We start from the raw sequence: 11,969 nt of genomic DNA, 5'->3' as shown, positions 1-11,969 counted from the left end.
ATGATCACTTCAGTGGGACGAACTTCGAGGATCGAGTCGCGCCGATCCCGGCCTGTCCGTGCTCGACGGACGTGCGGGTCAGCTGGAACTCGCCGAGATAGTGTCCGATCATCTCGGGCTCGACGCGGACGCGCTCGAACGCCTGGCCGGTGTAGACCTCGAAGGTCAGCCCGACGAACTCCGGCAGGATCGGCATATCCCGCAGGTGCGTTCGGATCGGCGCGTTCGCCGTCTCCTCCTCTTCTTTCTCGCGGGCCTCCTCGAGCAGCTTCTGCTTCTCGACGGAGAGACCGCGTTCGATACTTCGCCGCTGGCGAGCGGGGAGCAGTTCCGCGACTTCCTCGAGCTCCATCGCCTGCAGCTCCTCGAGCGTGTGACCGCGGTAGGTGAACTCACCTTCGCGGCCGGTTCGGTACTCCTGACTCATTTGTTTCCACCTCGGCCGGTACGACGCGAGGAGATGTCACCCACCTTCCGTCCCGGCGGGGCGTCCCGCGAGACGGACTTGGGTTTGCCGGGGTGCTGTCGGCCGCCGCCACCGAACGGGTGGTCGACGGCGTTCATCGCGACACCGCGGACGCGGGGCCACTTGGTGCCCCGAGCTTTCATTTTGTGGTGCTTGTTCCCTGCCTTGACCATCGGCTTCTCCGTGCGGCCCCCGCCGGCGACGACGCCGATGGTGGCTCGACACTGCGGATCGAGGCGCTTGACCTCGCCGCTGGGAAGCTGGATGACCGCAGCGTTGCGGTCGTGGGTGATCAGGTCCGCGTTGGTCCCCGAAGCGCGGGCGAATCGACCGCCGTCGCCCTGGTTGGCCTCGACGTTACAGACCGGAACCCCTTCGGGGATCTCCGCGAGCGGCAGCGTGTTGCCGGGCTTGATCTCCGCGGAGACGCCGACCTGAATCTCCTCGCCGACGGAGATGCCCTCGGGAACGAGGATCAGGCGCTGTTCGCCGTCCTCGAACTCGACGGCGGCGACGGGCGCCGACCGCGCGGGGTCGTGTTCAATGTCCACGACCGTCCCGCGAACGACGTCGTCGTCCTCGGGCTTCTTGTGATCGAGTTTCGCCTTGTAGCGGTGCGAGGGGGCGCGGAACGTCGAGGTCCCGCGGCCACGTCGCTGTCCTTGAATGCGTCGTCCCATTCTCAGAACACCCCGATTCGCGAAGCGACTTCCTGTGCGTCGTCCTCCTCATCGAGGCGGACGACCGCTTTCTTTTTACCCTTCATCGTTACCTGCGTGTTGATGTCCTGTACCGAGATCTCGAAGCGCTCTTCGATCTCGTCGCGGATCTCCGGCTTGGACGCGTCCGGGTTGACGACGAACTGGAGCTTGTTCTCGAAGTCCATGTCGTTCATCGCCTTCTCGGTCACGAGGGGGTGTTCGATGATCGAACTCATCGGTCGGCCACCTCCTCGAGTGCGCTCTCGGTCCAGACGGTCAGTCGACCCGGCTGTGCGCCGGGTGCGAGATCCTCTGCGTTGACCTCCGCGGCCGTCGTCACGTCGGCACCGGCGAGGTTCCGGGCCGCGCGGGACGGGCCGGTCTCGCTGGAGGTGACGAAGAGGATCGACGTCGGCGTCTTGTACTTCCGGCCGCGGGCTTTCCCCTGGCCAGAACGGACGCTGCGACCCTCGTCTGCGCGTTCGATGTCGTCCGCGAGGCCCGTTGCCTCGAGGAAGTCGACGACCTCACGGGTCTTCTGGAGGTCCTCGAACTCGTCGTCGACGACGACGGGCAGCTCGAGGTCACCGTCGAACTCGTGGCCGCGCTCGGCGACGATCTCGGCGTCGGTCGTCGCGGCGATGGCGCTTCGGACGGCCAGCTTCTTTGCTTTCGTGTTGATCGATTCGGACTGGTCCTTCTCGGCTTTCGGCGGGTGGGCCTTGCGTCCCTTGACGGTCTGGGGAACGCGGCGACCGCGTCCTTCCTGTCGGGGGACGTGGGCCATCCCGCGGCCGCTACCGAACGATTCGGCCGGCGTTCGAAGGCCGGCGAACTCGTCGGCGCCGTAGTCCTGTTTCCGGTTTGCCTGGGCGACGCGAACGGCGCGGGCGATCAGGTCCGGGCGGTAGTTGGTCTCGAAGACCGCCGGGAGCTCGACCGAGCCCGCTTCGGCGCCGTCCAGGTCGCGTACTGTTGCTTCCATGTGTTATCCCTGGTTAGATGCGGTGGAGACGTACCGGACCTCGGGATCGAGGCGCGGCTGGTCTCCGGGTCGGATCGCCGGACGGAAGCGCACGAGGCGCTGTTGTGGTCCGGGGAGCGAGCCCTTGATCAGCGCGTGCGGTCCGTCGACTTCGCCGTAGTTGACGAAGCCGCCGTCGACCGTCGCGTCGGCGCCGTCGCCGATGTCGACGAGGCGCTTGTTCAGTTCCGTCCGCTGGTGGTAGCCGGTCTGCCCCTGCTGGGGGACCGTCGACCGAACGCGGGACGGGTTCCAGGGACCGAGGTTCCCGATGCGGCGGCGCCATCCCTGCCGGGCGTGCTTGCCCTTTCGTTTCTGGACGCCCCATCGCTTGACGGGACCCTGCGTCCCTTTCCCTTTCGTGACGCCGCTCGCGTCGACGTACTCGCCGGCGCGGAAGACGTCGTTCATGACGTGCTCGCCACCGTCTGCGACGGTCTCGAGCGCGAAGTCGATGCGGTCCTCGACGGAACCGCCGCCGACGCGCGTCTCCATCACGTCCGGTTTCTTCTTGGGGACCGAGGGAATCTCGGACGGAACCGTGTGCGTGATGACGCGAACGTCGTCGACACGTCCCTGCTCGAGGAGGCCGCGAAGCTCGTCTTCGGCGGCGTCGGTGTCGTAGTCATCACCGGGGATGTCGAGGACGCGATCGAGTTCGGGGACGAACTCGTCGGTCCATACCTCGGTGACCGGCTTCATGCCGTACGGCGTTTCTTCGTACGCTCGCAGAGCGACGGCGCGCATGGGCGGCGTCTCCACGATCGTCACGGGGACGGTCTGTTCCATCCCCTCGGTCGGCGAATTCGCTTTATCGTCGACCATGACGACGTGGGTCATGCCGGCCTTATAGCCCGCGAAACCCTGGAGCGTCGGCTGTCCTTCGTCGTCCGGCCACGAGTTGAAGCGCGGGACCTCGCTGGTCGCACGCTTTCGTGGGCCGAACCCGAGTGAGCCTTTGCGTGGTGAATTTGCTTGTGGCATTCTATCACTCTCTCAGTGAGAGGGGCGCGAGGGTAGCGAACAGAGCCTCCTCCGTTCGCACGACCTCGCTCCCTTGGTCCGGAACCGTGTTTAGCCAGAGGTCGAACCCCGGATCGGCTGTGGGTTCGACTCCGTCATCGGCTGCGTCGTCCCGGTCGGACGACGATTCGATCGCGTCGCCTTGTCCCGACGACGCTTCGATGGCCGATGCCTCGATTCCGAGGATAGCAGGCAGCCCTCTCTCGGGCGCGCCGAAGGCGACGGTCATCCCGTCGCCCTCGATGCGTCCGGCCAGCGTCTCGAGTCGCCCGACGGTGAGTTCTTCACCGTACCGGGACGACGCGATGCGGACGCCGGCGTCCTCACGGCCGAGTGCTGTCTGCAGGTCCGTCCGCTCGACCGACAGCCCCGGGAGGGGCTCGTCGACGAGTTTCGCCCGGACCGGTCGTCGCGAAGAGATCCTGACGGTCACGCGCTCCCCCTCCTCGACCGCCATTTTCGGCGGTACGTTGAGGGAGATCGGGTGTTGCAATCCGCAATTGACCCGGACGCGCCCTTCAGGTCCGACCTCGGTCACGATCCCTTGTCTTGACGACCCCGAACCGGTAGATTCGGAGCCGGTCTGTGACATGGCGCGGAGCGGCGGCAAGACGCCCGCGTACTCCAGTTCGTCCCGCATCCCCCAGGCCTCGTTGCGAAGGTAGGGGGGCGTTGCGGCGTACCGCAAGACGGTGCTTACGAACCCGCCGTCGAATCGCCCGGTTTCGCCGTCCCGGTCTGGGTAGACGATCAGGCGATCGGCCCGGAAGATCGTCGCCGCGCGGGCGACGTATCCGAGTTTGCGAGTTGCCTCGCGTTTGTCCTCGGCTTCCCGGGTGAGTGACGACGGAACGAGTACGCTGACGGTCATGCCGAAACGCTTCGGCGCCGCGTCACTAGACTGTAGCGATGTCTTGCGGAGGGGATCTTAAAAGGATAGCGGATTCGATTGCGGCTGACAAGGGCTCACACCCCCGAATTCGTGCCGTGCGGGCACACACTCACTGTCAGTGATAGGTCGTCGTCAACACGCCGCCGACGGCCGTTATGAGCTCGCGAGCAGCGGATCGTTACCGCGGCGGGCCGAGCGAACCATACCGAGGAATTTTACCGCTATGTCACAGACGGTCACGGTAGAATGGAATCGCCCTCGCCGACCGAGGTGGAACTCGAGAGCCGACTTCGGCAACAGGAGGTGGTCGCGGAGCTCGGCCAGCGGGCGCTGGACACGGCCGATCTCGACCGGCTGATCGACGACGCAGCCGCGGCCGTCGCCAACGCGCTGAGCGCCGAGTACTGCGGCGTGTTCGAGGAATCCTGGGGCGGGGACGCGGCCTCGTTGCGAGAGGGCGTCGGCTGGCGTTCCGGGGTCGTCGGATCGGCGACCGTCCCCGCGGATCGAGAGTCGCTGGTCGGCGTCACGCTGCGTACCGACGACCCGGTGATCGTCGAGGACCGTCGGTCCGACGGGGCCGTCTTCGAGGCCGAGTTGTTCGCCGGTCACGACGTTACCAGCGGAATTACCGTCGCTGTCGGCTCAGAGGACGAGCCGTGGGGCGCTCTCGGGGTCTACTCGAGCGACCGGCGGACGTTCTCCGAGCGCGATGCGACGTTCCTCCGCAGCGTCGCGAACGTCATCGCGGGGGCGATCGACCGCACAGAGAAGGACCGACGCCTGCGCGAGCGCGAGGCTCGACTCGAGCGGTACACGGAGTACACCGACGGCATCCTCGACGCGGTCGACGACGTGTTCTACGTCGTCGACGAGACGGGCGACTTCCAGCGGTGGAACGAGACGCTGAACGCGGTCACCGGGCTACACCGACGCGGAGATCGAGTCGATGCGCCCGCTGGAGTTCATCGTCGAGGAGGACCGCGAGCGAACCGTCACGGAGATTGAGGGGGTCTTCGAAACCGGAAGCGCGCGACTCGAGGTGGAGCTGCTGACCAAAGGCGGCGAGCGGATCCCTTACGAGTTCGTCGCGGTCGGACTCGAGAATCCCGAAGGGAAGCGCGTTCTGGCGGGTATCGGCCGCGACGTCACCGAGCGGAAGAAACGCGACCGGGAGCTGTCCAAGTACGAGACGATCGTCGAGACGATGTCCGACGGGATCTACGTGAAAGGCGAGGACGGCCGGTTCACGATGGTCAACGAGGCGTACGCTCGGATGACCGGCTACGAGCGCGAGGAACTGGTCGGCGAACACGCCTCCCTCGTCGTCGACGAGGCCGCGATCGAAGAGTCGAAGAAGCGACTGACGACGGAGCGCGAGGGAGGGGCGGATACCGAGAACCCGGCCATGGAAGCGAAACTGCAGCGGCCCGACGGGGATCGCGTTCCCGTCGAGGGAACGTTCGCGACGCGACGGACGGAGGACGGCCGACAGGAGGAGATCGGCGTCGTCCGGGACATCACCGAACGGAAGCGCCGAGAACAGGAGCGTCGACGCGTCGTGCGGGCGCTGGAGGCCGCCCGCGAAGGGATCAGCCTGCTCGACGAGAACGGCGAGTTCATCTACGTCAACGACGCGTACGCGGAGACGTTCCGTTACGAGCCCGAGGAGATGATCGGCGAACACTGGGACGACCTCGGGATCGAAGCCGATCCGTCCCGCTTCGTCGACGACATTCTGCCGCGCATCTCGGCGGAGGGACAGTGGTCCGGGACGACGACCTGCGTGCGCAGTGACGGCACCACCTTCCTCTCCCAGCACTCGCTGACCGAGACCGACGACGGCGAACTCATCTGCCTCGTTCGGGACATCACCGAGCAACGGGAGCGCGAACGGGATCTGCAGGCGGTCCGAACGCAACTGGACGTCGCGACCGAAGCCGCGTCCGTCGGGATCTGGACCTGGGACATTCGGGGGGACGTCGTCACCGCCGATGACTATTTCGCGTCGACGTGCGGGATGGATCCGGAACTGGCCGCCGACGGCGCGCCGATGGACGCCTTCTACGAATCGATCCACGAGGACGACCGGACCCGGACGCGAGAGCAACTCGAGCGCGCCGTCGAGGAGACGGGCGAATTCGAGGCCGAATATCGCGTTCGGGACGCGGACGGCGACCTCGTATGGGTCGTCGCTCGCGGCGAGGTCGAGTACGACGACGACGGCACCCCCGTCCGACTGAACGGAGCGGTCTCGGACGTTACCGAGCTAAAACGTCGCGAACGGCAACTCGAGGAGTCCGAACGCCGCTACCGGACGCTGGCCGAACACTTCCCGAACGGCGCGGTCGGCGTGTACGACGAGAACTTCCGGTACACGCTGATCGAGGGGGCGGTCCTGGGCGACACGCTGCCCGAGGCAGAGCAGATGGAGAGCGAACGAATGTCGGCGGTCTTTCCGGACGACGTCAGCAGGCAACTGATCCCGCTCTACCGGGCCGCCATCGAGGACGGCGAGACCGACAGCACGACGATCACGTTCGACGGCGAGCACTGGCAGATCTGGGCGGCGCCGCTACGGGACGCCGACGGTGAGATCTTCGCCGGGCTGAGCCTCGCACAGGAGATCACCGAGCAGGTCGAACGCGAGCGACGACTCGAGGAACTGGTCGAGCGACTCGAGGAGTCCAACGAGCGCTTAGAGCAGTTCGCCTACGCGGCCAGCCACGACCTGCAAGAGCCCCTGCGGATGGTCTCGAGCTATCTCCAGTTGATCGAGAGCCGGTACACGGACGTCTTGGACGCGGACGGACGGGAGTTCATCGACTTCGCGGTCGACGGCGCCGAGCGCATGCGCGACATGATCGACGGCCTGCTGGCGTACTCCCGGGTCGAGACGGGCGGCGATCCGTTCGAACCCGTCGCTCTGGACGACGTTCTCGAAAACGCACTCGAGGATCTTCAGGTCCGGATCGAGGAGACGAACGCTGAGATCACCACCGAGGAGCTGCCGCACGTGACGGGCGACCGCGATCAGTTGCGCCAGCTGTTCCAGAATTTGCTGGATAACGCCCTCGAGTACAGCGGTGACGAGCCGCCGCGGGTCCACGTCTCCGCCCGGCGACGCGCGGGTAGAGATGACCGCTGGGAGATCGCCGTCCGGGACGAGGGGATCGGGATCGATCCCGACGATGCCGACGAGATCTTCGAGGTGTTCGAGAGCCTCCACTCCCAGGGCGAGCACGACGGCACCGGCATCGGACTCGCGCTGTGCGAGCGGATCGTCGAGCGCCACGGCGGCGAGATCCGACTCGAGTCCGAGCCCGGCGAGGGGGCGACGTTCACGGTGACGCTGCCGGCTGCGGACGAACACGAGCCGTGAGCACCGTCCGCCCGTCATCCGATTTCGAACCGCGGCGTCGGAGTCGAAAGCGTGTGTTTCCCTATCGATACCGGGTCGATTCGCAACCCTTATACATCCATCCCGGTGTAGGTGTAAGTGCAACAGGGCGCTGGTAGTGTAGTGGTATCACGTGACCTTGCCATGGTCACAACCGGGGTTCAAATCCCCGCCAGCGCACTTCTCTGAATTCAACCCGCGAGCGACTCGGTTCTCGACCGCAGTCCACGTTCCAACCGGCGCGTCCCTTCGATTATCCTACTCGGAATGCTCCGTAGCGGTGTGAACGTTTCACTCAGCGCTTTCAGTAGCGATTCGGAGATATCTCGGGACGGGTGATCGGGTTTCGATCACAATTCGGCTGGTACAACTCCTGTATCCACTCTCGAGTCCGCATCTCACTCTCGAAGATAGCTGCCTTGACACTCTCGCTTTCGACATTTATAAGTGATCGTGGTCCATCTGTTTGATCGTACTCGAGACCGAGTGCACGTGTGCGCGCTGGTAGTGTAGTGGTATCACGTGACCTTGCCATGGTCACAACCGGGGTTCAAATCCCCGCCAGCGCATTTTCACTGAACAACATCGACGAGCGGAGCGAGTCGTCTGTTCAGTAAAAATCGTTCTGGGTTTGAATCAGACCGAGGTTCTGCGAGCGCGAGCGAGCAGGTTCTCTGGCGTGGTTCAAATCCCTGCTAGCGCACTTCTCAACGGTTGACACTGGATTTTCCGTGCTGTCTACTATCCATCTCGAGACGCAGAACGGTGGTAGCAGTCGATAGAGACGAGCGCCGGGAACGGCGAGAACGCGAGTCGTTAGTCGATGACGACGGTTTCCGGCCCGGACGTCGATCCCTCGCTCGAGTCGGCGAGTTCCTCGATTGCTAGCTTGACGTTCCACTTGTTGGACTTCCAGAAGGCGTCGAAGATGACGCCGAGTATGGGAACCGAGCCGCCGATGGTGTCGACGGCGATGTTCGCCAGCATGCGCAGGAGCGTCGACTGGGAGACGCCCATGCGGGCGGACTCGGCGACGATGTACAGCGAGACGAACGCGGTCGCGGTGTCGCCGGCGCCGGGGAGGATCCCGACGATCGGGTCCAGTCCGAATCGAAAGTCCGTTCCGGGGAGCTTGAGCCCCTCGTCGAGGACGCGGGCGACGGTTTGCATGCGGTTGATCGCGGCCTCGTCGACCTCGGCGGGAAGGTCATTGCCGAACTCCTCGAGGGCGGATTCGATGTCGTCGGTCGAACCAGTAGCCATACACCGTCGTCGGGCGCGCGGCGGAATACGTTCGTGGACGGCGATGGCAAGCCGCCATCGGCGGCGCCAACCGCCGGGTCCGAGGGAGGATTAAGTCGATAGATCACGTACTAGCACCCGTATGCGAGAGGGTTGGATTCGACTCGAGTGCGCCGACTGCGGAGAACAGTGGACCGCCAATCCGGCCGCCCTCCCGGCGCCCGGAAACCGGTTCCGGTGCGACCACTGCGGGTCGGAACGACCGATCGCGGCGTTCGCCAAGACCCAGCGCGGACTCGACATCCTCGAGTCGTTTCACCGACAACCGGCGTAGCGCGGTGGCGACCGACGTCGTGCGTCGACGATCGCTCAGAGTCATTTTTCGTGCCGAAGTACCGACAGTTAGACTCGAAGCCGAGTAAATACTCTCTCCGTCCGTCGCTGCTCGATCAGTCGGCGATCCCCGTCGGGAGAGAATCGTCGGCAATCAACGATTAGACGCGATATCGGTCGCTTGGCGGCGAGTAATTCGCTCTTACGTCGACGCCGTCTCGGTATCGGTTCTGCGACTAGTTCCCGTACTCGACTGTCATGCGTAGTCGAGAATAACGGTGTTTGAGCTATTCCCCGGATGTTTAATCGCGTTCGTTTACCAATATTGTCTGCGATTGGCTTTTATACTCCGAGTAACTACGAATCAATAGACGATTGAACTCCGAGACCTCCTATGCAAACTGAACTCTCAACCGCCGACGCCGACGACCTGCAGTACGACCAGACCAACGACCGCTACGTCTTCAACCACGACCCCGACGGCACCGCGACGATCACGACGACGATCGTCCACGCGCTCGCCTCGATCGCGGACACCGACGTCTCGCAGGGCGAGTTCTCTCTCTACGACAGCGTCGACCCCGACGCCCTCGATCGCATCTTCAGCAAGAAGGCCGACGGCACCGAACGCACGGGCGGGCACATCGCCTTCACCGCCCTCGAGCACGAGGTGTACGTCTACGCGAACGGCGACGTGATCATCTACCCGCCGACGGAGTCGCCCCACCCACGGGCGGACTGATCGGCGCCACGGCCTCTGCCGTTTTCAGCGGCTCAGTTTGTTTTCATCCCGCAGAGCCGCACCCACGGCGATCGGCACTGTCCAGGGCCCGGATTTAGGACCCTCCTCGTCGTTACTGTCGCCTATGACGGTGATCGCACTACTGAGCGTCGCACCGGTGATCGAGGACAGCATGTCGGGCGAGGTCGCCAAGGCCGTCGACGCGCTCGAGGAGTACGACGTCGAGTACGAGACGAATCCGATGGGGACGGTGATCGAGGCCGACGAGATCGGCGAACTGTTCGCGGCCGCGCAGGCGGCCCACGAGGCGGTCGACGCCGATCGCGTCAGTACCGTGCTGAAGATCGACGACAGGCGGACGCGCGACGTCTCTGCCGAACATAAGATCGAGGCCGTCGAAGAAGAGCTGGGACGCCCGCCGACGAATAAGGATCCCGACCCTGGCGAGTAACGCCTTGGCGGCGGTCGCGACGCGGGTGGAGAGCGAACGCGAGCGAAGCGGGCGGGGCCGATCGCGCGGGCCGCGGCTCACGCCGGGACGGCGGTCACCGGTCGATCGGTGGCGAGGACGACCGACTGAGCGGCGCCGCCGAGCGACACCCTGCCGAGGGCGACCGATCGCTCGACGACAGGTTCGGCGGCCTCGAACCGGTCGGCGACCGCGCTCGTCGGCCGACGCCGCGGCTCCGAACTAACAAACTGTTTTACCGCGGAGGGCGAACGCGTCGGTATGGAAAGTCTCAACCGGATGGCGATCGAGCTGGTCGACGAGGCCCTCGATTACGCCGAGGAGTTGAATATCGGCGGCTACGACCTCGACAACGAGGCCACGGTACTCGACTTCGGCCTCGAGTTCGAGGGCGGGATCGAGGCGGGACTGTTGCTGACGGAGATCCAGACGGCGGGAATGGCGACGCCGAGTCACCACTTGGGCGAGATCGGCGACGCTCCGATCCCGTACATCCAGCTCGCGACCGACCAGCCGGCGCTGTCGCTGCTGTGCTCGCAGAAGGCGGGCTGGGAGCTGACCACCGAGGACTTCGAGGGACTCGGGAGCGGTCCCGCGCGGGCGCTTGTCGCCGAGGAAGAGGAGTTCCGCCGCGTCGGTTACACGGACGCGTTCGACCTGACGGCGCTGGCCGTCGAGACCGAGCAGGATCCGACCGCGGCCGCCGCCGCCCAGGTCGCCGAACTCGCGGAGGTCGAACCCAGCAGCGTCTTCCTGCTGGCCTACCCGACCGCGAGCCTCGTCGGCTCCGTCACGAACGCCGCTCGAACCGCCGAACTCGCGACGTTCCGCCTCTCGGAACTGGGCTACGACCCACTCGACATCGTCTCCGCGACGGGCCGGGCGCCGGTCGCTCCCGTCGCCGGCGACGAGCAGACGGCGATCGCCCGCACGAACGACGCCATCGCCTACGGAGGCACGGCCCACCTCACGGTCCGCGAGGACGCCGACGTCTTCGATTCGGTCCCCTCGACGGCCGCCGAGGACCACGGCCGGCCGTTCGGCGAGGTCTTCGACGACCTCGAGTGGAACTTCGCCGAAGTCCCCGCTGATCTCTTCGCGCCCGCGAAGGTCACGATCGACGTGGTCGGCGGCCCGACCTACGTTCACGGCGAGACCGACGAGGAGCTGCTCGTCGACTCGTTCGGCCTCTGACCGTACGGTTCAAACCGGTTCCCGAACCGCCAGCCGATCTCGAGGCCGTCCCGGAAACGGGCAGGGCCGTCGACGACTGCTGTGGACGCCTCGTCGCCGAAACCCGACTCGAGTCCCGCGACGCGGCGGAGACGTAGCTGGTGTTCCTGCGAGCGCTCGACCTCGTGACTGAGGAGTCGGCCGGCCACCGTCGAGTGACCGAGCGACCGCCGCCTGCGGAGTCGCTCGAGTCCGGGATCGACGACTCCAGGAGGCGTTCCGAGAGCGCGTCTACGGCGCCGACGCGGTGTGTACCACGCTCGAAGACGCCGACGGCCCGCTGTCGCCGAGCTCGTCGAGACGCTCCGCGACGGTCGAGCGGGCGACCAGCGACGGGCCCGCCGGAACCGGATCGACCCGGAACGAGTCGAACGACTCCTCGAGTGGGCGGTACTCTTGGAGCTCGTGGAACGGGCGGACGGCGGGTACCGGACCGCGCCCGCG

The 11,969-nt window shown here is 65.6% G+C and carries 13 protein-coding genes and 2 tRNA genes; 8 read left to right on the top strand and 7 right to left on the bottom strand.

Annotated features, from left to right (window positions below):
• Positions 1 to 4: 4 nt before the first annotated feature.
• The 6 genes from HTUR_RS10960 to HTUR_RS10935 are packed head-to-tail and all read right to left on the bottom strand — an operon-like array spanning position 5 to position 4,085.
• Positions 5 to 427 (bottom strand): 30S ribosomal protein S19, encoded by a 423-nt coding sequence (locus HTUR_RS10960; protein WP_008894891.1) that lies wholly within the window; start codon positions 425 to 427, stop codon positions 5 to 7.
• Positions 424 to 1,146 (bottom strand): 50S ribosomal protein L2, encoded by a 723-nt coding sequence (locus HTUR_RS10955; RefSeq protein ID WP_012943390.1) that lies wholly within the window; start codon positions 1,144 to 1,146, stop codon positions 424 to 426. Before HTUR_RS10955 ends, HTUR_RS10960 begins: the two co-directional genes overlap by 4 nt.
• A gap of 2 nt (positions 1,147 to 1,148) precedes the next feature.
• A complete protein-coding gene (locus tag HTUR_RS10950) occupies positions 1,149 to 1,403 on the bottom strand; it encodes a 50S ribosomal protein L23 (RefSeq protein WP_012943389.1) in 255 nt (84 codons plus the stop codon).
• Positions 1,400 to 2,152, bottom strand: a complete 753-nt coding sequence (gene rpl4p / locus HTUR_RS10945) for a 50S ribosomal protein L4 (protein WP_012943388.1) — start codon at positions 2,150 to 2,152, stop codon at positions 1,400 to 1,402. Before rpl4p ends, HTUR_RS10950 begins: the two co-directional genes overlap by 4 nt.
• Before the next feature lie 3 nt (positions 2,153 to 2,155).
• On the bottom strand, positions 2,156 to 3,175 hold the full coding sequence (locus tag HTUR_RS10940; RefSeq protein ID WP_012943387.1) for a 50S ribosomal protein L3: 1,020 nt from the start codon (positions 3,173 to 3,175) through the stop codon (positions 2,156 to 2,158).
• A gap of 4 nt (positions 3,176 to 3,179) precedes the next feature.
• On the bottom strand, positions 3,180 to 4,085 hold the full coding sequence (locus HTUR_RS10935; protein WP_012943386.1) for a putative RNA uridine N3 methyltransferase: 906 nt from the start codon (positions 4,083 to 4,085) through the stop codon (positions 3,180 to 3,182).
• A 267-nt stretch (positions 4,086 to 4,352) separates the two neighbouring features.
• Here HTUR_RS10935 and HTUR_RS10930 point away from each other — a divergent pair, with 267 nt between their 5' ends.
• The 4 genes from HTUR_RS10930 (at position 4,353) to HTUR_RS10915 (ending at position 8,075) form a co-directional block, all read left to right on the top strand.
• Positions 4,353 to 5,114 carry a GAF domain-containing protein gene (locus HTUR_RS10930; protein WP_012943385.1) on the top strand — a complete coding sequence of 254 codons (762 nt, stop codon included), beginning with the start codon at positions 4,353 to 4,355 and terminating at the stop codon, positions 5,112 to 5,114.
• Complete coding sequence (locus HTUR_RS10925) at positions 5,056 to 7,488, top strand: PAS domain S-box protein (protein WP_012943384.1); 2,433 nt, start codon at positions 5,056 to 5,058, stop codon at positions 7,486 to 7,488. The genes HTUR_RS10930 and HTUR_RS10925 overlap by 59 nt, the downstream gene beginning before the upstream one ends.
• A gap of 127 nt (positions 7,489 to 7,615) precedes the next feature.
• Positions 7,616 to 7,686: transfer RNA gene (locus HTUR_RS10920), tRNA-Gly, on the top strand.
• Between the two features lie 318 nt (positions 7,687 to 8,004).
• Positions 8,005 to 8,075: transfer RNA gene (locus HTUR_RS10915), tRNA-Gly, on the top strand.
• 247 nt (positions 8,076 to 8,322) lie between these two features.
• Here the strand turns inward: HTUR_RS10915 and HTUR_RS10910 are convergent.
• Positions 8,323 to 8,769 (bottom strand): DUF4112 domain-containing protein, encoded by a 447-nt coding sequence (locus HTUR_RS10910; RefSeq protein ID WP_012943383.1) that lies wholly within the window; start codon positions 8,767 to 8,769, stop codon positions 8,323 to 8,325.
• A 121-nt stretch (positions 8,770 to 8,890) separates the two neighbouring features.
• Here HTUR_RS10910 and HTUR_RS10905 point away from each other — a divergent pair, with 121 nt between their 5' ends.
• The 4 genes from HTUR_RS10905 to mch all read left to right on the top strand — a co-directional run bounded on the left by HTUR_RS10905 (position 8,891) and on the right by mch (position 11,486).
• Positions 8,891 to 9,082: a DUF7836 family putative zinc-binding protein gene (locus HTUR_RS10905; protein WP_012943382.1), complete on the top strand. Its 192-nt coding sequence runs from the start codon at positions 8,891 to 8,893 to the stop codon at positions 9,080 to 9,082.
• 393 nt (positions 9,083 to 9,475) lie between these two features.
• A complete protein-coding gene (locus HTUR_RS10900) occupies positions 9,476 to 9,823 on the top strand; it encodes a HalOD1 output domain-containing protein (protein WP_012943381.1) in 348 nt (115 codons plus the stop codon).
• A gap of 124 nt (positions 9,824 to 9,947) precedes the next feature.
• The gene (locus tag HTUR_RS10895; RefSeq protein ID WP_012943380.1) at positions 9,948 to 10,274 is read left to right on the top strand and encodes an MTH1187 family thiamine-binding protein; all 327 of its coding nucleotides are present in this window, start codon (positions 9,948 to 9,950) and stop codon (positions 10,272 to 10,274) included.
• A gap of 279 nt (positions 10,275 to 10,553) precedes the next feature.
• On the top strand, positions 10,554 to 11,486 hold the full coding sequence (mch, locus tag HTUR_RS10890; RefSeq protein WP_012943379.1) for a methenyltetrahydromethanopterin cyclohydrolase: 933 nt from the start codon (positions 10,554 to 10,556) through the stop codon (positions 11,484 to 11,486).
• Positions 11,487 to 11,969 lie beyond the last annotated feature (483 nt).

This window comes from Haloterrigena turkmenica DSM 5511 (assembly GCF_000025325.1).
GTDB classification, from domain to species: Archaea; Halobacteriota; Halobacteria; order Halobacteriales; family Natrialbaceae; genus Haloterrigena; species Haloterrigena turkmenica.
The sequence above is the reverse complement of the archived record's forward strand: the minus strand, read 5'-3'. Positions and strand labels throughout refer to the sequence as shown.

What these genes read in the sequence shown, in the direction of transcription:
- HTUR_RS10960 (WP_008894891.1), bottom strand. Translation starts at nt 427, where the DNA reads ATGAGTCAGGAGTACCGAACCGGCCGCGAAGGTGAGTTCACCTACCGC.
- HTUR_RS10955 (WP_012943390.1), bottom strand. Translation starts at nt 1,146, where the DNA reads ATGGGACGACGCATTCAAGGACAGCGACGTGGCCGCGGGACCTCGACG.
- HTUR_RS10950 (WP_012943389.1), bottom strand. Translation starts at nt 1,403, where the DNA reads ATGAGTTCGATCATCGAACACCCCCTCGTGACCGAGAAGGCGATGAAC.
- rpl4p (WP_012943388.1), bottom strand. Translation starts at nt 2,152, where the DNA reads ATGGAAGCAACAGTACGCGACCTGGACGGCGCCGAAGCGGGCTCGGTC.
- HTUR_RS10940 (WP_012943387.1), bottom strand. Translation starts at nt 3,175, where the DNA reads ATGCCACAAGCAAATTCACCACGCAAAGGCTCACTCGGGTTCGGCCCA.
- HTUR_RS10935 (WP_012943386.1), bottom strand. Translation starts at nt 4,085, where the DNA reads ATGACCGTCAGCGTACTCGTTCCGTCGTCACTCACCCGGGAAGCCGAG.
- HTUR_RS10930 (WP_012943385.1), top strand. Translation starts at nt 4,353, where the DNA reads ATGGAATCGCCCTCGCCGACCGAGGTGGAACTCGAGAGCCGACTTCGG.
- HTUR_RS10925 (WP_012943384.1), top strand. Translation starts at nt 5,056, where the DNA reads ATGCGCCCGCTGGAGTTCATCGTCGAGGAGGACCGCGAGCGAACCGTC.
- HTUR_RS10910 (WP_012943383.1), bottom strand. Translation starts at nt 8,769, where the DNA reads ATGGCTACTGGTTCGACCGACGACATCGAATCCGCCCTCGAGGAGTTC.
- HTUR_RS10905 (WP_012943382.1), top strand. Translation starts at nt 8,891, where the DNA reads ATGCGAGAGGGTTGGATTCGACTCGAGTGCGCCGACTGCGGAGAACAG.
- HTUR_RS10900 (WP_012943381.1), top strand. Translation starts at nt 9,476, where the DNA reads ATGCAAACTGAACTCTCAACCGCCGACGCCGACGACCTGCAGTACGAC.
- HTUR_RS10895 (WP_012943380.1), top strand. Translation starts at nt 9,948, where the DNA reads ATGACGGTGATCGCACTACTGAGCGTCGCACCGGTGATCGAGGACAGC.
- mch (WP_012943379.1), top strand. Translation starts at nt 10,554, where the DNA reads ATGGAAAGTCTCAACCGGATGGCGATCGAGCTGGTCGACGAGGCCCTC.